This window comes from Rhizomicrobium sp. (assembly GCA_037200985.1).
Classification (GTDB): domain Bacteria; phylum Pseudomonadota; class Alphaproteobacteria; order Micropepsales; family Micropepsaceae; genus Rhizomicrobium.
In genome coordinates this window covers 1,416,668-1,436,521 of sequence record JBBCGJ010000001.1, presented here as the reverse complement: position 1 = coordinate 1,436,521, position 19,854 = coordinate 1,416,668, and the positions used below count along the sequence as shown (strand labels likewise).

The 19,854-nt window shown below is 67.2% G+C and carries 19 protein-coding genes; 13 read left to right on the top strand and 6 right to left on the bottom strand.

Annotation, left to right across the window (positions count from 1 at the left end; genetic code table 11):
• Positions 1-83: 83 nt before the first annotated feature.
• Positions 84-455 (bottom strand): DUF805 domain-containing protein, encoded by a 372-nt coding sequence (locus WDN01_06965; GenBank protein ID MEJ0025750.1) that lies wholly within the window; start codon positions 453-455, stop codon positions 84-86.
• 219 nt (positions 456-674) lie between these two features.
• Between WDN01_06965 and argC the strand changes: the two genes are divergently transcribed.
• Genes argC through WDN01_06950 form a run of 3 tightly spaced genes read left to right on the top strand, consistent with a single transcriptional unit; the run spans position 675 to position 2,972 of the window.
• A complete protein-coding gene (gene argC, locus WDN01_06960; protein ID MEJ0025749.1) occupies positions 675-1,625 on the top strand; it encodes an N-acetyl-gamma-glutamyl-phosphate reductase in 951 nt (316 codons plus the stop codon).
• Between the two features lie 7 nt (positions 1,626-1,632).
• Positions 1,633-2,361, top strand: a complete 729-nt coding sequence (locus WDN01_06955; GenBank protein ID MEJ0025748.1) for a phytanoyl-CoA dioxygenase family protein — start codon at positions 1,633-1,635, stop codon at positions 2,359-2,361.
• The gene (locus tag WDN01_06950; protein MEJ0025747.1) at positions 2,361-2,972 is read left to right on the top strand and encodes an FMN-binding negative transcriptional regulator; all 612 of its coding nucleotides are present in this window, start codon (positions 2,361-2,363) and stop codon (positions 2,970-2,972) included. The genes WDN01_06955 and WDN01_06950 overlap by 1 nt, the downstream gene beginning before the upstream one ends.
• Here WDN01_06950 and WDN01_06945 read toward each other — a convergent pair.
• From WDN01_06945 to phaC, 4 genes are all read right to left on the bottom strand, one after another.
• Positions 2,964-4,205, bottom strand: coding sequence for an aldo/keto reductase (locus WDN01_06945; GenBank protein ID MEJ0025746.1), 1,242 nt, complete (start codon positions 4,203-4,205; stop codon positions 2,964-2,966). The two genes, WDN01_06950 and WDN01_06945, sit on opposite strands and share 9 nt — an antisense overlap.
• A gap of 17 nt (positions 4,206-4,222) precedes the next feature.
• The gene (locus WDN01_06940) at positions 4,223-5,158 is read right to left on the bottom strand and encodes a hypothetical protein (GenBank protein MEJ0025745.1); all 936 of its coding nucleotides are present in this window, start codon (positions 5,156-5,158) and stop codon (positions 4,223-4,225) included.
• Positions 5,159-5,555: 397 nt separating this feature from the next.
• Positions 5,556-5,897, bottom strand: a complete 342-nt coding sequence (locus WDN01_06935; GenBank protein MEJ0025744.1) for a hypothetical protein — start codon at positions 5,895-5,897, stop codon at positions 5,556-5,558.
• A gap of 256 nt (positions 5,898-6,153) precedes the next feature.
• Positions 6,154-7,992 carry a class I poly(R)-hydroxyalkanoic acid synthase gene (phaC, locus tag WDN01_06930; protein MEJ0025743.1) on the bottom strand — a complete coding sequence of 613 codons (1,839 nt, stop codon included), beginning with the start codon at positions 7,990-7,992 and terminating at the stop codon, positions 6,154-6,156.
• A gap of 192 nt (positions 7,993-8,184) precedes the next feature.
• On the opposite strand from phaC, the gene WDN01_06925 reads away from it, so the two are divergent.
• From WDN01_06925 to recJ, 6 genes are all read left to right on the top strand, one after another.
• Entirely contained in the window at positions 8,185-9,456 is a 1,272-nt protein-coding gene (locus WDN01_06925; protein MEJ0025742.1) for an OmpA family protein, read from the top strand.
• Between the two features lie 13 nt (positions 9,457-9,469).
• On the top strand, positions 9,470-11,179 hold the full coding sequence (locus WDN01_06920; GenBank protein MEJ0025741.1) for a hypothetical protein: 1,710 nt from the start codon (positions 9,470-9,472) through the stop codon (positions 11,177-11,179).
• A 95-nt stretch (positions 11,180-11,274) separates the two neighbouring features.
• The gene (locus tag WDN01_06915) at positions 11,275-12,483 is read left to right on the top strand and encodes an LL-diaminopimelate aminotransferase (GenBank protein MEJ0025740.1); all 1,209 of its coding nucleotides are present in this window, start codon (positions 11,275-11,277) and stop codon (positions 12,481-12,483) included.
• The gene (locus tag WDN01_06910) at positions 12,480-13,760 is read left to right on the top strand and encodes a homoserine dehydrogenase (GenBank protein MEJ0025739.1); all 1,281 of its coding nucleotides are present in this window, start codon (positions 12,480-12,482) and stop codon (positions 13,758-13,760) included. The genes WDN01_06915 and WDN01_06910 overlap by 4 nt, the downstream gene beginning before the upstream one ends.
• Complete coding sequence (gene glpX / locus WDN01_06905) at positions 13,757-14,761, top strand: class II fructose-bisphosphatase (GenBank protein ID MEJ0025738.1); 1,005 nt, start codon at positions 13,757-13,759, stop codon at positions 14,759-14,761. The genes WDN01_06910 and glpX overlap by 4 nt, the downstream gene beginning before the upstream one ends.
• Positions 14,751-16,538, top strand: a complete 1,788-nt coding sequence (recJ, locus tag WDN01_06900; protein MEJ0025737.1) for a single-stranded-DNA-specific exonuclease RecJ — start codon at positions 14,751-14,753, stop codon at positions 16,536-16,538. The genes glpX and recJ overlap by 11 nt, the downstream gene beginning before the upstream one ends.
• Here recJ and WDN01_06895 read toward each other — a convergent pair.
• Complete coding sequence (locus WDN01_06895; protein ID MEJ0025736.1) at positions 16,535-16,954, bottom strand: PaaI family thioesterase; 420 nt, start codon at positions 16,952-16,954, stop codon at positions 16,535-16,537. The genes recJ and WDN01_06895 overlap by 4 nt on opposite strands.
• 105 nt (positions 16,955-17,059) lie before the next feature.
• Between WDN01_06895 and WDN01_06890 the strand changes: the two genes are divergently transcribed.
• The 4 genes from WDN01_06890 to WDN01_06875 all read left to right on the top strand — a co-directional run bounded on the left by WDN01_06890 (position 17,060) and on the right by WDN01_06875 (position 19,778).
• A complete protein-coding gene (locus tag WDN01_06890; protein MEJ0025735.1) occupies positions 17,060-17,599 on the top strand; it encodes an SET domain-containing protein in 540 nt (179 codons plus the stop codon).
• A gap of 49 nt (positions 17,600-17,648) precedes the next feature.
• On the top strand, positions 17,649-18,371 hold the full coding sequence (locus tag WDN01_06885; protein ID MEJ0025734.1) for an alpha/beta fold hydrolase: 723 nt from the start codon (positions 17,649-17,651) through the stop codon (positions 18,369-18,371).
• A 141-nt stretch (positions 18,372-18,512) separates the two neighbouring features.
• On the top strand, positions 18,513-18,941 hold the full coding sequence (locus WDN01_06880; GenBank protein MEJ0025733.1) for a DUF3617 domain-containing protein: 429 nt from the start codon (positions 18,513-18,515) through the stop codon (positions 18,939-18,941).
• A gap of 78 nt (positions 18,942-19,019) precedes the next feature.
• Positions 19,020-19,778, top strand: a complete 759-nt coding sequence (locus WDN01_06875; protein ID MEJ0025732.1) for a Sir2 family NAD-dependent protein deacetylase — start codon at positions 19,020-19,022, stop codon at positions 19,776-19,778.
• The last annotated feature ends 76 nt before the right edge of the window (positions 19,779-19,854 follow it).

Below are 19,854 nucleotides of genomic sequence, written 5' to 3'. Positions count from 1 at the left end.
CAGGAGGCGTCGCAAGTCGATCGCGGGCGGCTGGCGCGAATCCTCCCGGCGGCTCGTGCCGCCGGGAGGAAACGGATGAACGTCTAGGCTGCTGCCACGCCGGCCTTGGGGTCGGCACCGAACTCGTTGGCGCCCACGGTGCCCGGCTGCGCATACCAATAGATGATCAGTATCCAGCCCACGATCGGGACAAAGCCGATGAGGATCCACCAGCCGCTGCGGCCGATATCATGCAGGCGCCGGACGCCGACGCCGAGGCTGGGCAACAGCAATGCGAGGGCCAAAAGGCCCGTCAGCACGGTGCCCACGCCGAGGATGTTCTGGATGACGGCGAGGACCACGTCGATGATGATATAGACCAGCATGAACCACCAGAACTCCGCCCGGCGGGCGCGCCCGTTGAAATCGAAATAGTGCTGCGTGACCACACTCATGAACCAATTGATGGGTTCCATTCTTCGTCTCCGTGGAGCGCGGCGGACGCCGCCAAAAGGTTGAGGCGAAGGAGTCGAACGCCCAAGGCGAGCCATGCATGGCGCGCAATGGAGCCGGTACCCGCACTCCCCCGCCATAGGGAATATTTCCCGCAGGCATCTCCGGCCCGATTGAGCTAAGGAGGGGGCTCGGTTCCTGTCAAGGAAAGGCGCGCGAAATCCGGTGGGCAAGTCACGGTCATGAGCAAGAAAGTTTTCGTCGACGGCGCCGCGGGCACCACGGGGCTCGAAATCCGCGAAAGGCTGGCCGGGCGCGGCGACCTCGCCGTCGTCCAGCTGGGCGATGCCGAGCGGAAAGACGCGCGCGCCCGCGCCGCCGCTCTCAACAGCGCCGATCTCGTCATCCTGTGCCTGCCGGATGAAGCCGCGCGCGAGGCGGTCGCGCTGATCGAGAACCCGGACGTGCGCGTGATCGACGCCTCGACCGCCCATCGGGTCGCGCCGGGCTGGGTGTTCGGCTTTCCCGAATTCGAGCCCGGCAACTATGAGGCGATCGCGGGTGCCAAGCGGGTGACCAATCCCGGCTGCTGGTCTACCGGTTTTCTGGCCCTGATACGGCCGCTGGTCCGCGCCGGGCTGATCCCGGCCGATGCGCCGCTCGCGGCTCACGGCATCTCCGGCTATTCCGGCGGCGGCAAGGCGATGATCGCGGAATTCGAGAACACCGACTCGCCGGCCTATGTCGAGACGGTGGCGCGCGCCTATGCGATGCAGCTCGCGCACAAACACGTTCCGGAGATGACCGAGCGCGCCGGGCTCCGCCATGCACCGGTCTTCTCGCCTTATGTCGGCCGCTTCTATCGCGGCATGATCGTGGAGGTTCCGCTGCAGCTCTGGTCGCTCAAGGGCGCCCCGAAGGCCGCCGACCTGCATGGCGTGCTCGCCGACACCTATGGCGGCCGGCAGCTCGTGGAGGTTGCAACCCTCGCGGAAGCGGCCGCCGTCAAGACGCTCGATGCCGAAGCGCTCAAGCACACCAGCCGGCTCAAGCTCTACGTCTTCTCGAACGAGACGACGGGGCAGGCCCGGCTCAGCGCCGTGTTCGACAATCTCGGCAAGGGCGCGTCCGGCGCTGCGGTGCAAAACCTCAATCTGATGCTCGGCCTCGCTGAGACCACGGGACTGGTCTGAGGCGGCCATGGCGATCGGCTCCGTCGAGGAGGCCCTGGCGCAGGCCGGCGTGACGGCGGCGACGCTCTCCCCGGCCGACGCCCGCGCGCTCGACGACGACGGCTATGTCGTGCTGCGCGGCGCCATCCCGGCGGAGTGCCTGGACGATCTGCGCGCGCGGTTCGAAGCGGCGGTGCTGGCGCCCGATCGATGGCCGGCTCCGCGCGAGCACGGCACGCGCCATGCGATGCTCGAGAACGACGCGGCGGTGCGCCGCGTCTGCCTCTCGCCGCCGCTTCTGGCGGCGGCGTTCCATGTGCTGAAAGAGCGCTTCTTCTTCAAGGGCGTGCAGGGTCGCGACCCGAGCCCGGGCGGCGGCTATCAGCTATTGCATCGCGACTGGCCGGACGACGGCGCGGTGCCGGGCATCGTCGTGGGGCTGGGATTTCTAGATCCCTTCGGCGCGGCGAATGGCGCGACGCGGCTCGTCCCGGGCACGCATTTCGAGGCGGGCGAGATGAACGACTACAGCCGGCACGTCATGCATCCGCGCGAGATCGTGGCCGAGGGCGATCCGGGCGATGTGCTGATCTTTCACGGAAGGCTGGTGCATTCGGGCCTGCGCAATGAGAGCGGCGCGCCCCGGCGCACGCTGCAGGTCTGCTGGCAGTGCCATTCCTCCATCGCCACGGTCCGCGAGACGCGCGATCTGTCCGCCGCGTCGCCGCTCGATCGTTATTGGATGGGAGCCGATTGATGTACCGCCCGGCCGCCGTCGACGAGCGGCAAGCGCTCGATGCTTTCATCCGCGCCCAGCCCTTCGCGACGATTGCGCTGACGCGGGACGGCGCGGTGCAACTCGCCTATGCGCCCGTCGTCCTGGATGCGGAGGGCGTACGCTTCCATCTCGCGGCGAACAATCCGATGGCGCGGGCCGACGGCGCTCGGCTCAGGCTCTCCTTCCTGGGCGCGCACGCTTACATCTCGCCGGGTTGGTACGAGACCAAGACGATGGTGCCGACCTGGAATTACAGCGCCGTGGAGGGGGAGGGCGTTGCACGCCGCCTCGACGAGCCGGCGCTGACTGCGCTGCTGGTCGATCTGTCGGCGGCAGAGGAGGCGAAACTCGCACCGAAGAAGCCCTGGACCGTCGACAAAGTGCCCGCGGAGCGCATGGCGATGCTGCTGAGGGCCATCGTCGGTTTCTCGCTGCGCTTCGAGACATTGGAAGGCAAGTTCAAGCTCTCGCAGAACGCGAAGCCGGAGGATTTCGCTGGCGCGGTCCGCGGCCTCGAAGAGCGCGGCGACGCGGCAAGCGTGGCGGTCGCAGGCGCGATGCGTCGGCTCGACCGGACCCGGTCAGAATAGGCCGCTCAGGGAATCCACATAAGCGGGTCGGCGCATCCCGACGAGGACATGATCGACCTTGGCCTTGAGGAGGCTGTCGCAGGCGATGACGTCCAGAGCGCGATCGTCGTTCGTGCGAATGACGCCTTGCGCGGCGAGCGCGTCGCGCATTTGAAGAGTCGCCGCGTTCATCGATGATTGCGCCGAGCGCAGGGCGCTCGCCTCCACCGCGCGCACCGATTGCCGGACATGGTCGGGCAGATCGCCGTCGAACAAAAGCGCGACCGCCGGATACACGGCTTTTTCGAAGACGTCGGCGACGATCTCGCTTGTGTCCAGATCCGCCCAGCGTTCCCGCAGGTGGCGGATGGCAGGAATGTCCGCAGCGCTGCCGTCGATTTCCATCGCTGCCAAGCGGGCGTCGAGCGTTGCGACGAGACCCTCGATCGCCACATCTCGGTCAAGCGCAAATCCCGAGGCGTCCGTTCGCGCCAGACGCACCCGCCTTGCTCCGATGCGCGCGTTCAAAGGACGATTGGCGAACGTCCTCAGCCCGTTGCGGCGCGCGTAGCCGATCAGGCTCTCTCGACCTCCACTTTCCGTGGCGGGCTGGAATTCCAGGAGATTGAAGGGAAACTGGACAAGCCGAAAATGGTGATTGGCCGCCACGCGCGCGGCGATCTTCAGCAGCTCGTCGATCTGCAGCGCATCGGGTCGATCGCGCGGCGCGAGCGTGTTCGAGCTGACGCCGTAGTACCGCACCGTCCCCGCGGCCACCTTTTCTTCAAGCAGGCAGAATGCGCGCTCGATCCGATCGTAGACCGAAGCATCCGTGCGGAAGTGGTACTCGGGGTTGTGAAGCAGGAAGCCGTCCACGGTCTTGCGCCGAAGATTTGCCAGCGACCGGTCGATTTGCGCACGGAGAAAATCCGGATGCAGGCAATGATAGGAATCGTCGCTGACTTTCACGATCTCGGACGCGGCAAGCCGCGAGCCGGGCCCATGGAAATAGTCGAGATTTTCGGCACCGACATACCCTGCCTTGGTGACGACGAAGGGATCGAAATCGGGAAAGTCGTCCAGGACGGCGCCGATCAACTGCTCGGACTCGCCGGCGGCGTAGTTCGAGGCGGTGTCGATCAGCGTGCAGCCGCTGCGCAAGGCGCCGATCAGCGCGGCGCGGTGCTCGGCGGACCGTTGGGTAATTCGATAGCCGCCGAAGCCGATCGCGCTGAGGGTGTGAAGCTCCCGCATGGCCGTGCGCGCCGCTGCTACGCGATCGCCGCCCGGCGCGCCGGCTGCCGGCGGGCGGGCGGATTGTTGGCGCGGTAGATCCGGTAGTTGAAGCTGTAGGGTTGGCCGGAGTAATCGTGACCGAGCAGGGCATCGCCGCGGCCGCGATAGATCTCCTCGAACACCCGGCGGCAGTGATCGTAGATCTGCGCGCCCTGGGTCGTATACAGCGCCGGCTGGCGCAGGGCGATGAGGTCGTAGTTGAAGCGGCGATAGATCAGGGCATAGCGGCCCATCAGTTCGTGGGCTTGCCGGCCTGCGAAGAGGCCGGCGGCGACGCAGCGCTCGAAGCAGGCATTCATGACCGCTTCGGTGAACAGGCCGTGCAGCGCGCCGTAAACCGTGCGGGATTCGCTGCCGTCGCCGGGATCGTGCGGCAGGACGGCATCCGGCGCCACGGCGAGATAGTCGCCCACATCATGGGTGGCGGCGTTGAACAGGACATGCCCGCATTGGTGGACGAGATCCTCGATGAAAAAGACCTCGTCGGCGCCGTGCTCCGTGATGTTGAGGAAGACCGCGCCGAAAGCCGCATTGCTCGCGAAGGAATTGACCGCGACATTTTCCAGGAGAACGACGCGGCGGGTGACCGCGGCAATCATCCGCCAATACGCGGGGAAGACGGTCGCGATAAGCCGCCACGCGCGGCCGAGCGCTGCGCCGTATGACGCCAGAGGCACTCCGAGCGGTGGTCCGGCAGCTTCGCTCGCCCCGGGCCAGAGCCGCGAAAACACCGGATGCGGGCCGAAGTCGACGTCGATGCCGCCGTGAAGACGCCGGAGCTTCTCCATCCGGCCGGACACAGCGCGACCCTCGCGCGACAGCCGGTAGCTGTCGTCGGCCTTGTTCCAGGCGAGACGCAGTTCGGCATCGGGCACCGCCGTGGCGAGCGCGCCGAGACCTGGCAGGCGCACACGGCCGCAATTGTCGGTTCGCACCGCAAGAGCGGCCGGCCGTCGCGACGGCAACAATGCGCCAAAGGCGATTTGCCGAAGCTCCGGTTCCGACCCGCGCGCCATGCCGTGCGAAAAAAGCAGCGGCTCGCGGCAAAACCGTTCGGCGCCCCGTCCGAGCTCCCGCTCGAGGCCGGGCGCGGCGTGGTTCAAAAGCAGCCGCCCGAGACTTTCGAAATGCTCGCATCCCGCCGGATAGCGCCGCTGCATGAAAGCGAGAAGCTCGTCGCAGGCGGTAGCGCTGTCACGGCGGCCGGGAGGCGGCTGCGACGGTTCGCGGTCCACAAGACATCTTTCCGGCCGGCGGCAGGACGAGCGGCCAGGCAAGCCCGGCCTCTCGTCCGGACTCGCCGCTGCCTCAGTGCACGCCCTCGGGGAGACTCCTGAACGCAAGGGCGGCGTCCATCCGTTCGAACACGGGCGTCAGTTCGGGAAACCAGATGCCCGTCGCCTCGTAGAACCGGCGGTGGCAATCCATAAGCGAGCCGCCGTTCAGCTTCGACAAGACGGCTTCGATATCGGGCGACAGCTTCTGCGCCAGGAATTCGCTCAGCTTCATGTTTCGCGCTCTGCCGAAGGTCGCCGCCTCGGCGGGGCCGGCGCCGGCAACGCCGGCTGTCGCGACGGCCAGGGCGCCCGCGCCGAGCGCTTTCAAGGTACCGCGGCGGGATTCGGAATTATTGTCGTCAGAATTGGTCATGGCAAATCCTCCTTCAATGGAGTTCCAGTCTATCAAAATCGATATTGCAATAAAGGTCTAAGTGTTCAAATATAGTATTTATACTCCGAAATATGTTTCAAATATTGATTGATCAGTATCTTCAAATACTTGATCGGAATTTGAATGTGCTTTGCATCTGCGAATGCCATGGCCCGACGCGGACGTCGAAGACGTCGCGCGCGATCCCGACCGCGCGGCTTGCAAGCCGCACGCGCCGGCGTTTCTGCACAGTTTGCTACTGCGCCTTGATCTTCACATATTCGCCCGGCGCGTCGCCCAGGACGGGGAGCTTGCCGTCGCCGGGCTTGCGCGCGGGGATTTTCTTGCCCGACAGCTTGGACAGCCACCTGTCCCAATCGGGCCACCAGGAGCCGGCATGCTCCTTGGCGCCTTCGATCCATTTCTCGACCGTGTCGGGGATCTTGTCGTTGGTCCAGTACTGGTACTTCTTGGCGGCCGGCGCGTTGATCACGCCCGCGATATGGCCGCTGCCCGCCAGGATGAAGCGGATCGGCCCCTTGAACAGCTTCGTCGTCTTGAAGATCGAGCGGTAGGGCGCGATGTGGTCTTCCTTCGCCGATTGCAGATAGACCGGCACCTTCACCTTGGAGAGGTCGATCGTCTTGCCGCCGAGCACCATCTTGCCCAGGGCGAGGTTGTTCTCCTTGTAGCACTCGCGCAGGTAGAAAAGATGCGTCTTCTCCGGCATGCGCGTGGTGTCGGAATTCCAGTAGAGCAGGTCGAACGGCATCGGCTGCCGGCCGAGCATGTAGTTGTTGATGACGAAGGACCAGATGAGGTCGTTGGCGCGCAGCATGTTGAAGGTGGTCGCCATCTTGGAGCCTTCGAGCACGCCGCCCGCGTTCTCCATCTGCTCGCGCAAGGCCTCGAGTTGGGCCTCGTCGACGAAGATCTTGAGATCGCCCGCCTCGCTGAAATCGGCCTGCGCCGCCCAGAAGGTCGCGGAGTTGACGCGGCTGTCCTTCGTCGCCGCCATGTAGCCGAGAGTCGCGGTCAGGAGCGTGCCGCCGATGCAATAGCCGACCACATTGGGGTCCTTCACGCCGGTCGCCTGTTCGACCGCGTCGAACGCCGCGAAGATGCCCTTGCGCATGTAATCTTCGAACGTCTCCTGCGCGAGGCGGCGGTCGGGATTGACCCAGGAGGCGACGAACACCGTGTAGCCCTGGCCGACCAGCCATTTGATGAACGAGTTCTCGGGCCGCAGATCGAGGATATAGAACTTGTTGATCCAGGGCGGGAAGATCACCAGCGGCCGCTCATAGACCTCCGCCGTGGTCGGTTCGTATTGCAGCAATTCGAGCAATTCGTTGCGGAAGATCACCTTGCCCGGCGTGGTCGCGATGTTGCGGCCGACCTCGAACGTGTCGGCGGACTGGCGGATGGAAAGCTGGCCCTTGCCCCGCTCGATGTCCTCCAGGAGGTTGTCGAGGCCCTTGACCAGGTTCTCGCCGTTGGATTGCAGCGTCGCGCGCAACACTTCGGGATTGGTCAGGATGAAATTGGTGGGCGCGATCGCGTCGGCGAACTGCCGCGTATAGAAGCCGACGCGCTTCCTCGTATCGTCGTCGATCCCTTCGACCTTGGCGACGGTGTCCTGCATCCAGTTCGCGGTCAGCAGGTAGGATTGCTTGATGAAGTCGAAGATCTGGTTTTCCTGCCAGTCCTTGTCCCGGAAGCGCTTGTCGCCGGGCTTGGGCGACACCACCGGCTCGACCTCGCCGCCCAGCATCTTCCGCGCCGTGGTCTCCCACAGGCCCAGGAAGCCGCGCCAGAGTTCGAACTGGGCTTCGACCATTGCCGTCGGATGCGCCGCCATCGCCTTGACCAGCAGCAGGAACGGCTCGGCGATGTTGAGCGGATCGACCGGATCGCGGGCCCCGTCGACCTGCCGTTTCAGGAAATCGCCCAGCAGCTTCTGCGATTGCTGCCCGACGCGCATCATGTTGCGGGCGAACGCGCCGGTATCGCCGATGGAATAGGGACTGGCGGCCGCCATAGCGGGCTCGTCAGGCTTGGCGCTCTTCCCCGAATCGTCGAGCTTCTTCTGCATGGTCGTCACCGGCTCGCGTCGACGGTGTGATAGCCCGTGGCGTTGCACACAGGCAAGGCAGCGGAATCGGTCTCCAGGAGCGAATTTGCCACAAGATTTCATGGATTTGTCGGGCGGTATCGCTTGGAAGGTGGGGCCGGCGCCTGTATACCCGAAGCCTGACGGATTCCGATTGGGTTGAGGTTGAACGGCATGACCAGAGCGGCATTGCGATTTGCGGCTGTGTTTGTGTTCGCGCTGGGTACAAGCGCGTGTTCGACGCTCAATTCGGCTTATGACGATGTCGTGGGCGGCGATGCATCGGCGCCCGCCGACCAGAACGGTTTCCCGCCCGACGCAACGCCGCCGGGGGCCACATCCGACGCCGCGACGCCGACGACGCCCGATCTGGCCAGCGTGCCGGACAAGCCGAGCGGCACGACCACGCCCGACGAGCAGAAGGACGTCGCCGATTCGCTCGCCGCCGACCGCGCGCGCGCCAATTACAGCGCCGATGCTCTGCGCGGCGGCACCGAGCCGGCGGCCGCGCCGCCCGGGCCCGCCGCCGAAACGGCGACCGTGGCCGACGCGTCTCCGCCGCAGCCCGCGCCCGCGGCGCCGCCTTCGGCCGGCGATACGACGCCCGCATCGACACCTGCGCCCGTACAGTCCGCGGCGGCGCCGCCGCCGTCGGATAGTGGCGCCGTACCGACTCCGGCGCCCGCGACGGCTGTGGCCTCGGCCCCCATCGCGCCGCCGCCCGGCACGCAGCCGGCGGTACCGGCCGTGGCGTCCGCGGGCGGTGTCCCCGGCGCCGCGCCGACCCTGGCGTCGGACGCTCAGCTCGGCTTCAAGCCGTCCACCGCCCCCGCGCTGGACAGGTCCGTCTCGCAATTCGTGGCGCAGCCGATCATCGCCCGCTACCAGCAGACCGCCGCCAATGCCGGCGTCGCGACCGGGCCTATGGCGCCCGCCGGCGGCGACGCGGTCGCGGCCGCCGCGCCGCTACGTCACGGCAGGGCGCGCGCCATGGGCGGCCCCGAGACCATGGGCGGATCGGTGGTCGCCAATCTCGACGCGCTGAACACGCCTGCGACGCCCAGCGTCTACGCCAACGCCTCCGGCATGCCGCCGGCCGCGGTCGTGATGTTCCCCGGCGATGGCACCAGGCTGACCGCCGCGGGCCGCGAGCAGGTGCGGGCGGCGGTCGCGCAATTCCAGCAGCGCGGCGCCACCGGCTTCATCAAGGTGATCGGCCATTCGTCCAGCCGCACGCCCAACATGCCGGTCGAAAAGCACCTGGTGGCGATCTTCGAGAAGTCGCAGCAGCGCGCGAACGCGGTCGCGGCCGAGATCATCCGTGACGGCGTGCCCGCCAGCCGCGTCCTGGTCGAGGCGGTCGGCGACAGCCAGCCGGTCTATTTCGAATCGATGCCGGAAGGCGAAGCCGGCAACCGCCGCGCGGAGATCTTCATCCAGGGCTAGTGGTCTGCCTGCGATGCTGCGGCCGTTCGCGGGATTGCTGATTGCCGGCCTGCTGATCTGGCCGGCGCCGTCCGCGCTCGCCGCCGACGAGCCTCTGCCGCTGACCTATCGGCTGACGCCCAGCGCCGACGGGCTCGCCGTCACGCTGCGCTTCCGGGGTGACCGACGCAAAAGCCTCACCCTCGATCTGCCCGACAAGGCGATGGGGGAAAAGGACCGCTGGCGGTTTCTGTCGGACTTCGCTGTGAACGGCGCCACGATGACGGCGCCAGATCCGAAAACCCGCGTGCTGACCTTCGCGCCGGGCGCGGCCGTGACGCTGCGCTACATCGCCCATTCGGCCTATGCGGGCGAGCCCGACGGCAAGGACGGCAATCCCTACAAGGGTGCGGTCGTTCGCCCGAACTGGTTCGCCGCGCTGGGTGATTTCATCTTCGCGACGCCGCGGGGCGGCGATCTATGGCCCGCGGCCTTCAAATGGGGCGCGATAAGAAAAGGCTGGACCGTCGCCACCGATCTCGACCGGCCGGGCGCCAAAACCGTGACCGACATCGTCGAGAGCACCCTCCTTGGCGGCACCGATGTCACGGTCTATCGGCGTCCCGTGGCGGGCGGCACGCTCGGCTTTGCGGTGCGCGGCGCCTGGCCGTTCGATACGGCGGCATTCGCCGATACGCTGGCCCGCACCGTGACCGTGCAGCGCGGGTTCTGGCACAGCGACCTGAAGGGCCCCTATCTCGTCACGCTGTTTCCGATGCTGGGCATGGGCTCCAGCGGCGGCACCGGGCGCGGCGACGGCTTTGCGCTCTATGGCACGCCCGACACCACCGAAGCGGTCTTGCGGCGCATCATCGCCCATGAGCATCTGCATAGCTGGATTCCCAGCCGCATCGGCACGATGCACGACGGTCCCGGCGAGCCGGCCGACTACTGGTTCAGCGAAGGGTTCACGGAATTCTATACCGGCCGCACCCTGCTGGGCGCCGGCCTCTGGTCGCTGGAGGATTACGTCGCGGACCTGAACGACAAGCTCGCCGCCTATGCCAACTCGCCCGTCCGCAACGCGCCCAACAGCCGGATCGTGGAGGCGTTCTGGACGGATTCCGCCGTCGAGACCTTGCCTTATCAGCGCGGCATGTTCCTGGCGCTGCTCTGGGACGGACGCCTGCGCAAGGCAGGGAGGAGCGATATCGATGCCGTGATGTTCGATGCACGCGACCGATTCCTGCGCGCCCCGGCCGGCGCCAAGCCGAACGCGGCGGAGAACTTCATCGCCAGCTACGAGCATGTCGGTCCCGACCTCGGCCCGGACCTCAAGCACTTTGTCGAGGATGGCGAGACGGTCCTGCTGCCGACGGACTTGTTCGGCGACTGCGCCGCCGTCCGGACGACGGAGATCGCCACCTTCGATCCCGGTTTCGACCGCGAAAAGAGTGCGGCGGACGGCATCATCGCCGGCGTCGATCCGAACGGTCCGGCCTACGCGGCGGGGCTGCGCGACGGCATGAAGCGGATCAAGCGCATCGGCGGCACCGACGGCGACTCGCGCGTGCCGCTGGGCTACCGGATCGCCGATTCCGGTGGCGAGCGCGACATCTCCTGGCTCCCGGCGGGGACCGGCAGGCTGACTCTGCAGGAGGTGGTGCTGGCGCCGGAAATGGACGATCGGAAGCGCAAGCTCTGCGTCTCCCGCATGGCGGCCGGCGCGGCCGCCGTCAGATGAAGAAAGCCCTCTAACCACATTGACGGCGCGGCCTTTTTGCCGTGATGCTCCCCTCGCGAAGCGTTGCGTCGCGTGCGATATCAGGTTCCAAGGCCATGCAAACCGACTTCTACCGCATCAAGCGGCTGCCGCCCTACGTCATCGAGGAAGTGAACATCCTCAAGGCGCGGGCGCGCGGGGCGGGCGAGGACATCATCGACTTCTCGATGGGCAATCCCGACATGCCCACGCCGCAGCACATCGTCGACAAGCTGATCGAGACGGCCAGGGACCCGCGCTCCAACCGCTATTCCGCCAGCCGCGGCATCAAGGGCCTGCGCAAGGCTTACACCGCTTTCTACGCGCGGCGCTTCGGCGTGAAACTCGATCCCGAGAGCGAGGTCATCGCCAATATCGGCTCCAAGGAAGGCTTCGCGAACCTCGCCCAGGCGATCACCGCGCCGGGCGACGTGGTGCTGGTGCCCAACCCGGCCTATCCGATCCACGCCTTCGGCTTCATCCTGGCCGGCGCCGCCATCCGCCATGTGCCGGCGCGCACGCCGGAGGAATATCTGAGCAATCTGGGCCGCGCCGTGAAGCACTCCGTGCCGTCGCCGCTGGCGCTGGTGGTGAACTATCCGTCGAACCCGACGGCGCAGGTGGTGGGGCTGGACTTCTACAAGGAGATCGTCGCCTTCGCGAAGAAGCACGAGATCTGGGTGCTCAGCGATCTGGCCTATGCCGACATCTATTTCGGCGACCCGCCACCCTCGATCCTCGAAGTCGACGGCGCCAAGGACATCGCGATCGAATTCCAGTCGCTGTCCAAGACCTATGCCATGCCCGGCTGGCGCATGGGCTTCGCGGCCGGCAACAAGCATCTGATCCACGCGCTGGGCCGCATCAAATCCTATCTCGACTACGGCGCCTATACGCCGATCCAGGTCGCGGCGGCGGCCGCGCTGAACGGGCCGCAGGACTGTGCCGACGAGATCCGCGCCATCTACAAGTCGCGCCGCGATGTGCTGGTCGAGAGCATGAAGCGGGCAGGGTGGGACATCCCGTCGCCGCCGGCCTCGATGTTCGCCTGGGCGCCGGTGCCGGAGAGCTACCGCGACAAGGGCTCCATGGAGTTCGCAAAACAGTTGCTCATTCATGCCAAGGTCGCCGTCCTGCCGGGAACCGGCTTCGGCGAATATGGCGAGGGTTTCGTACGGGTGGCTTTGGTCGAGAACGAGCATCGCATCCGCCAGGCGGCGCGCAATGTGAAGAAGTTCCTCTCGCTGCGCGTCAACGAGCCTTCCGTCCTGGAAGCCGCGAAGTGAAGCCCCTGAAGATCGCGATGGCCGGCCTGGGCACGGTCGGCGGCGGCGTCGTCAAGGCGCTGGCCGATCCCGAGCTCGCCGAGCGGGTCGGCCGCAGGCTCGAGATCGTCGCCGTCTCGGCGCGCGACCGGGCCAAGGATCGCGGCTTCGATGCCTCCAGGTTTGCGTGGATTGCCGATGCGTCGGCGCTCGCCCGCTCGGATGCCGATGTCGTCGTCGAGCTGATCGGCGGCGAAGACGGCGTCGCGCTGGCGCTGGTGGAAGCCGCGCTCGGCGCCGGAAAGCATGTCGTCACGGGCAACAAGGCGCTTCTCGCCAAGCACGGCGCGCGGCTGGCGGCGCTGGCGGAGAAGAACGGCGTCGCGCTCAAATTCGAGGCGGCGGTCGCCGGCGGCATCCCGATCGTCAAGGCGCTGCGCGAAAGCCTCGTCGCCTATGGCGTCGAGACCGTGCGCGGCATCCTGAACGGCACCTGCAACTACATCCTCACCCAGATGGAAGCGACGGGGCGCAGCTTCGCCGATGTGCTGACCGAGGCGCAGGCGCTCGGCTATGCCGAGGCCGATCCCAAGCTCGACGTCGGTGGCGGCGACACGGCGCACAAGCTGGTGCTGCTGGCGAGCCTCGCCTTCGGCACCGTGCCCGACCAGAAGAACATCGCCGTCGAGGGTATCGAGGGCATCACGCCGGAGGATATCGGCTTCGCGCGCGACTTCGGCTTCCGCATCAAGCTGCTCGGCATCGCCCGCCGCACGGCGCAGGGGATCGACCAGCGCGTGCAGCCTTCCATGGTCAAGGCGGGGACTCCGCTCGCCGATGTCGACGGCGTGTTCAACGCGGTGATGGCCAATGCCGGCCCGGCCGGGCGATATTTCTTCGAAGGCCGGGGCGCGGGCGAGGCGCCGACCGCGCTGTCGGTGGTCGCCGACCTCGTCGACATCGCGCGCGGCAGCTACGGCCCGGCCTTCGGCCGCCCGGCCGCGACCCTCAAGCCGCTGACGCCGTCCGACCCCGGCGCCGCGGTCTCGGCCTATTACCTGCGTTTCGAGGTCCTGGACGTGCCGGGCGTCCTGGCCGAAATCGCCGGGCATCTGGCCGAGGCCCGGGTCTCGATCGGCAGCATGGTGCAGCGCGCCAGAAGCCCGGGCGGGTCGGTGTCCATCGTTATGATTACCCACGAAACCTCGCAGGCTGCGGTCGAACGCGCCTTGAAGGCGATAGCCACCTCCGACAAGGTGCGCGCGCGACCGTGCATGATTCCGATGGAGGCAGCTTGAATCCCCGAAACGCGCCGATTTCGCCCGGCAAGCACAGTCCGCTCGACCGCGCCTTCTCGCTCGAGGCGGTCCGAGTCACCGAAGCCGCGGCGATTGCCGCCGCGCAGCAGATCGGCCGCGGCGACGAACACGCCGCCGACCATGCCGCTGTCGAGGCCATGCGGATCGCCTTCAACTCCCTACCCATTTCGGGTACGGTGCGGATCGGCGAGGGCGAGCGCGACGAGGCGCCGATGCTCTATATCGGCGAGCAGGTCGGCACCGGCGGCTTGGCCGTCGACATTGCGCTCGATCCCCTGGAAGGCACCACGCTGACCGCCAAGGCGATGGCCAATGCGCTGGCCGTGATGGCGATGGCCGAGCCCGGCACGCTGCTCAACGCGCCCGACACCTACATGGACAAGATCGCGATCGGCGGCGGCTATCCCGAGGGCACCATCGATCTCGATGCCGAACCGGCGGAGAACATCCACCGCCTCGCCAAGGCGAAGGGCGTGCCGGCCAAGGAGATCACCGCCTGCGTCATGGACCGGCCGCGGCACGAGGCGCTGATCGCCAAGATCCGCGAGACCGGCGCCGCGATCCGGCTGATCACCGACGGCGACGTCGCGGGCGTGATCGCCTGCACCGATCCGTCGACGGGAATCGACATCTATCTCGGCACCGGCGGCGCCCCGGAAGGCGTGCTGGCGGCGGCGGCGCTGCGCTGCGTCGGCGGCCAGATGCAGTCGCGGCTGGTGTTCCGCAACGATTCCGAGCGCGAGCGCGCCGCGAAATGGGGCATCACCGACCTCAAGCGGAAATACTCGCTGACGGACATGGCATCGGGCGACTGCGTGTTCGCGGCGACCGGCGTGACCGACGGCTCGATGCTCGATGGCGTGCATTACGACGGCGAATTCATCACGACGCACAGCGTGGTGATGCGCTCGGCCACGCGCACCGTGCGCTGGATCAAGGCGCGCCATATCCGTGCCCGCCATATCAAGGATGAACGCTGAGCCCCTCGCGCTGACGCCCGACGCGGCGTTCGGGGTCGCGCGCTCCTTCACAGGCCGGCGCTGGCGCCTGGCCGCCGGCGACGAGGCGGTGGTGCAGGCTTTCGCGCGCGGCGCCGATATCTCGCCGGCGCTGGCGCGGCTTCTCCTGGCGCGCCACGTCGCGGCGGGCGACGCCGCCGACTATCTCGCGCCGACGCTGAAACGCTTCCTGCCTGAGCCTCTCACGCTGAAGGACATGGACAAGGCGGTCGCGCGGGCCCTCCGCGCGCTCGAAGGCGGCGAGAAGATCGCGGTGTGGGGCGACTACGATGTCGACGGCTCGGCCTCGGCGGCCCTTTTGAGCGAATTCCTCGCGGCGCTCGGCGTCGCGGCGCGGATCTACATCCCCGACCGCATGACGGAGGGCTATGGCCCCAATGCGGCCGGCCTGCTCAGACTGAAAGAGGAAGGTATCGGCCTCGTTCTCACCGTCGATTGCGGCGCCGGCGCGGCGGCGCCGCTGGCGGTGGCGCGCGACGCCGGGCTCGACGTCGTGGTGCTCGATCACCACGCGGTGGAGACGCCGCCGCCGGCGCTCGCCCATGTCAACCCGAACCGGCCGGGCGACAGCTCCGGACTCGGCCATGTCTGCGCCGCCGGCATCACCTTCCTGTTCGTCGTCGCGCTGAACCGCGCTTTGCGCGAGAGCGGCTTCTATGCGCGAAAGGCCGTCGCCGAGCCCGATCTTCGCGCGTTCGCCGATCTGGTCGGCCTCGCGACCGTCGCCGACGTCGTGCCGCTGACGGGCGTCAACCGCGCCTTCGTGCGGGCCGGGCTCGCCCGCCTGAACAAGCTCGAACGGCCGGGCTTCGCCGCGCTGTCGCAGGTCGCCAAGATCCAGCCGCCTTTCACGTCTTACACGCTGGGTTTTCTGTTCGGTCCGCGCATCAATGCGGGCGGCCGGGTCGGGCGCTCGAGCCTCGGCGTCGAGCTGCTGACCGCCAGGGACATGGCGTCGGCGCAGGAACTGGCACTGGCGCTGGACACCCACAACCGCGAGCGCCAGGCACTCGAAAAGATGATGCTCGACGAGGCGGTCGCGCATGCCGAGGCCGACACCGCCGTGCCATTCGTCTTCGCGTCGCAGGAAGGCTGGCATGCCGGCGTGGTCGGCATCGTGGCGGGACGGCTCAAGGAGCGCACCGGCAAGCCCGCCTTCGTCGCCGGCTTCGAGGGCGGCTATGGCCGGGGCTCGGCGCGCTCGGTGCCGGGCGTGGATGTCGGGGCCGTGATCCGCGCCGCCCGCGACGCCGGATTGATCGAGAGCGGCGGCGGCCACGCCATGGCGGCGGGCTTCGGTCTCAAGCCGGAACAGGTCGAGGGCTTCCGCGCCTTTCTCGCCGCGCAATTCGCCGATGCGTCGCACGATCTCGCGGGCGAGCTCGAACTGGACGTCGCGATATCGCCCTCCGGCGCGACGGTCGCGCTGGTAGAGGAGATGGCGCAGGCCGGTCCCTATGGCGCGGGCAATGCGGAGCCCGTCGTGGTCGTCCCCGACGCGCAGGTCATGTTCGCCGACACGGTCGGCAAGGACCATGTCCGGCTGCGGCTGATGGGCGGCGACGGCGCGCGGCTCGACGCCATTGCCTTCCGCATCGCCGATCTGCCGCTCGGCAAGGCGCTTCTGGCCAGTCGGGGCAAGCGCATCCACGCCGCCGGCCGCCTGCGCGCCGAGGAATGGCAGGGCCAGAAGCGTGTGCAGCTGCATCTCGAGGACGCTGCTTTGGCCGGCGGCTAAGGCCGGGTCTTCTCGAATGGCACGAGCTTGACGCTCGCGCTGGCGCGCGCGACGGCGCGGCCGCTCTCGTCGCCCAGGCATGCCTCCACGAAGGCAATCGTCTTGCCGAGCTGAATCACCTGGGCCTCGCCGATCAGCGGGCCGGTCCTGGCGGGGCCGAGGAAGTTCACGGTCAGCGCGATGGTGACCGGATGGAATTTGGCGTCCGTCATGAGGAGGACGGCCGGGCCCATCGTGTCGTCCAGCATGGCGGTCAGAAAGCCGCCCTGTACATTGCCCGCGCCGTTGGCGAATTCGGGGCGGGCCTCGAAGCGGACGCGCACCCAGCCGTCGATCGGCCGCGCGTCCAGGATGTCGAGCGATAGATGTCTGGCGCAGGGCGGCGCGTCGAAGCAGTCGAGGATCGTGGGGAACATAGCGCACTCCTTCGGAGCACTCTGCGCGTCTCGTCCTGACAAGGCGTGGCAGGAACGCCGCCTCCGATTATCATCTCCGCGGGATTCCTGAGTCGCACGGCCCGCATGAAAACCTATCTCTCCCGCACCTGGGTCAGTCCCAAGCTGGTCCATGGCGAGTCGAAAATCCACTATGACGGCGTGTTCGCGGCGCAGCCCTTCAAGAAGGGCGAGCGGCTGATGGAATTCGGCGGCGCGCTGATCTCGCGGGCGGAAGCCGACGACGGCCCCTATCGCGTGCGCTCGATCTGGGCGGTCGGCGAAGATGCCTATCTGGCGCTGCCGGAAAGCGACACGGCGCCCAGCCTGGACGAGAATCTCAACCATTCCTGCGACGCCAATAGCTGGCTGGCCGACGAGGTCGTGCTGGTGGCGAAACGCGACATCGCGACGGGCGAGGAGATCACGCTCGACCAGGGCACCTGGAACTTCGACGAGTCCGAATACACGGTCGATGCCGAGGACTGCACCTGCGGCTCCCCGATCTGCCGCGTCCGCCTGACCGAGAACGACTGGAGGCTCGGCGAGGTGCAGAAGCGCTATCGCGGCCACTTCCATCCCCTGGTGCAGGCGATGATCGATACAAGCAAGGCCGCGGCCGCTTAGCGAGCAATCGCGGCCGGCGTCAGCCTCCCAAGACGAGTACGATCGCGGCTTGCGGGTCCCGGAGCGCGGCGGCGGCTTGGCGGGCGGTCGCGTATCCCTGCGCCGTAGGCGCCTGTCCGGCCATGGACTGACGGGACCGACCGCCTTGAACGGCGACTATTCGATTGGCGGCATGGCGTCCTTTGTGGGCTGCTTCATGGACAAGCTGGGGACAAGCCGGTTCGCCATAGCCAGGAATTCCTTGGGCGGCGCCGTTGCGGTGCGATTTGCCGAGAGCAACCCCGCGCGTGTAACGAAATTGATTCCGGTGGACGTCGTCGGCCCGTCCGAAACGAACGATCGGCCGATGTCTGTCTTCGACACGGCGGCGGCCTTTGCCGATCGGACAAAGGCTTGGCTTATGCCGAGGCGGACGATTTTGCGAGGCTTGAACGCCGCCGTCGCGAACAAGGCGGTATTGGCGGACCGGATGATCGACCGGCGCCTTGATTTTTCGCGGATGCAGCGCGAGCGGCGTGCCTTGCGGATGTTCCTGGCCGCGAAATACGACAAATCCATCGAACGGCATATCGGGACGCTCAAGATGCCGGTTCTCATTCTCTGGGGCGCCGACGATCCGTCATACCGGACGGCGGGAGCGGGTTACTATGCACACGCCCTTCAAGACCCGAAAATCGTTGTTTATCGTGGGCCTGGCCATTTCGTTCAATTGGAAGCGCCGGTCCGATCGGCGGCCGACGCCCGCCAGTTCCTGGCGAGGGCCACGCCGTGACGGCCAAAGCGAGCATGCCGACCGTTTCCATGCTTCGGTGGCCATGCACGCGTAAATGGAATCGGCTTGGCCGCCTTCGCGCTTCCGGCGGACGGCGTGGCCGTGGCACAATCGCGCGGCGATTCTGGGGAGGATTCGGCAATGCGCAGGCACTTCGCGTGGATCGGGGCGGCCATCCTGGTTCCGTCCGCCGCGCTGGCAGGTCACGGAAAGGTGGGACTGTGGTCCACCACCAGCACCGTGACGATGGACATGCCCGGGATGGCCAATATGGCGCCACAGACCCATTCGGCCACGTTCTGCATGACGGCCGAGCAGGTGAACTCCGACGCGCCGCCGCCCTCCGAGAACCCGTCCTGCAAGATGCAGAATGTCCGTCACGACGGCCAAACGGTCAGCGCCGACATGGTCTGTCACGGCCAGATGGAAGGCACCGGGCATTTCAGCACGACCTATGACAGCGACACCCACTACAAGGCGCAGTTCTCCATGGCGATGAGCGGCATGACCATGAACAGCGCCATCGAGGGCAAATGGCTCAAGGCCGATTGCGCCGGCGCGACGCACTAGGCGTGACTGATCGCGGTCAATGCTGGAAGACCGTCCCCCCCCCTCCTATATGAGCGGCGCAGGGACAAGGGTGCGGGAATGAGCGTGGGTGCGGACGATTTGGCGGCGCTGCTCGGCGCCGCGCGGCGTGCCGTGGTTTTCACCGGCGCGGGCATTTCGACCGAATCGGGGATTCCGGATTTCCGCTCGCCCGGCGGCATCTGGACCAAGATGATGCCGATCGATTTCGACGAATTCGTCGCTTCGGCCGAGGCGCGGCGCGAGAGCTGGCGCCGCCGGTTCGAGATGGAGGAGACCTGGAACGCGGTGAAGCCGAACGCCGGCCACGCGGCCGTCGCCGAGCTGGTGCGGCGCGGCAAGGTTACCCATGTCATCACCCAGAACATCGACAATCTGCACCAGGATTCCGGCGTGCCGGAGGATCGCGTGATCGAGCTGCACGGCAATACGCGCTATGCCAAATGCCTGACCTGCGGCGCCCGGATGGAGATTGCCGACATCCGGGCCCATTTCGACCGCGCCGGCGAGCCGCCCACCTGTCCCTTCTGCGGCGGCATCGTGAAGACCGCGACGATCTCCTTCGGCCAGGCCATGCCGGAGAAGGAGATGGATCTGGCGCGGCGCGCGACGCTGGCCTGCGACCTGATGCTGGTGCTCGGTTCCTCGCTGGTCGTTTACCCGGCCGCCGGATTTCCGCTGCTCGCCAAGCGCGCCGGCGCCAGGCTCGCCATCCTGAACCGGGAGGCGACCGACCAGGACCCCTATGCCGATCTGGTCTTGCACGACGAGATCGGCCCCACCTTGAGCGCCGCGATGGCCGCCCTGCCGCCGGCTTGACTAGGGTTCCGCTTGCGAAAACCTCTGGAAAAATAAGGCTTTTTGCCGCCGTTAACGCCGCGAAAGGACGTGGACG

What these genes read in the sequence shown, in the direction of transcription:
- WDN01_06925 (MEJ0025742.1), top strand. Translation starts at nt 8,185, where the DNA reads ATGACCAGAGCGGCATTGCGATTTGCGGCTGTGTTTGTGTTCGCGCTG.
- WDN01_06945 (MEJ0025746.1), bottom strand. Translation starts at nt 4,205, where the DNA reads ATGCGGGAGCTTCACACCCTCAGCGCGATCGGCTTCGGCGGCTATCGA.
- WDN01_06935 (MEJ0025744.1), bottom strand. Translation starts at nt 5,897, where the DNA reads ATGACCAATTCTGACGACAATAATTCCGAATCCCGCCGCGGTACCTTG.
- WDN01_06890 (MEJ0025735.1), top strand. Translation starts at nt 17,060, where the DNA reads ATGAAAACCTATCTCTCCCGCACCTGGGTCAGTCCCAAGCTGGTCCAT.
- WDN01_06965 (MEJ0025750.1), bottom strand. Translation starts at nt 455, where the DNA reads ATGGAACCCATCAATTGGTTCATGAGTGTGGTCACGCAGCACTATTTC.
- WDN01_06895 (MEJ0025736.1), bottom strand. Translation starts at nt 16,954, where the DNA reads ATGTTCCCCACGATCCTCGACTGCTTCGACGCGCCGCCCTGCGCCAGA.
- WDN01_06920 (MEJ0025741.1), top strand. Translation starts at nt 9,470, where the DNA reads ATGCTGCGGCCGTTCGCGGGATTGCTGATTGCCGGCCTGCTGATCTGG.
- WDN01_06950 (MEJ0025747.1), top strand. Translation starts at nt 2,361, where the DNA reads ATGTACCGCCCGGCCGCCGTCGACGAGCGGCAAGCGCTCGATGCTTTC.
- argC (MEJ0025749.1), top strand. Translation starts at nt 675, where the DNA reads ATGAGCAAGAAAGTTTTCGTCGACGGCGCCGCGGGCACCACGGGGCTC.
- recJ (MEJ0025737.1), top strand. Translation starts at nt 14,751, where the DNA reads ATGAACGCTGAGCCCCTCGCGCTGACGCCCGACGCGGCGTTCGGGGTC.
- WDN01_06880 (MEJ0025733.1), top strand. Translation starts at nt 18,513, where the DNA reads ATGCGCAGGCACTTCGCGTGGATCGGGGCGGCCATCCTGGTTCCGTCC.
- WDN01_06915 (MEJ0025740.1), top strand. Translation starts at nt 11,275, where the DNA reads ATGCAAACCGACTTCTACCGCATCAAGCGGCTGCCGCCCTACGTCATC.
- WDN01_06955 (MEJ0025748.1), top strand. Translation starts at nt 1,633, where the DNA reads ATGGCGATCGGCTCCGTCGAGGAGGCCCTGGCGCAGGCCGGCGTGACG.
- WDN01_06875 (MEJ0025732.1), top strand. Translation starts at nt 19,020, where the DNA reads ATGAGCGTGGGTGCGGACGATTTGGCGGCGCTGCTCGGCGCCGCGCGG.
- phaC (MEJ0025743.1), bottom strand. Translation starts at nt 7,992, where the DNA reads ATGCAGAAGAAGCTCGACGATTCGGGGAAGAGCGCCAAGCCTGACGAG.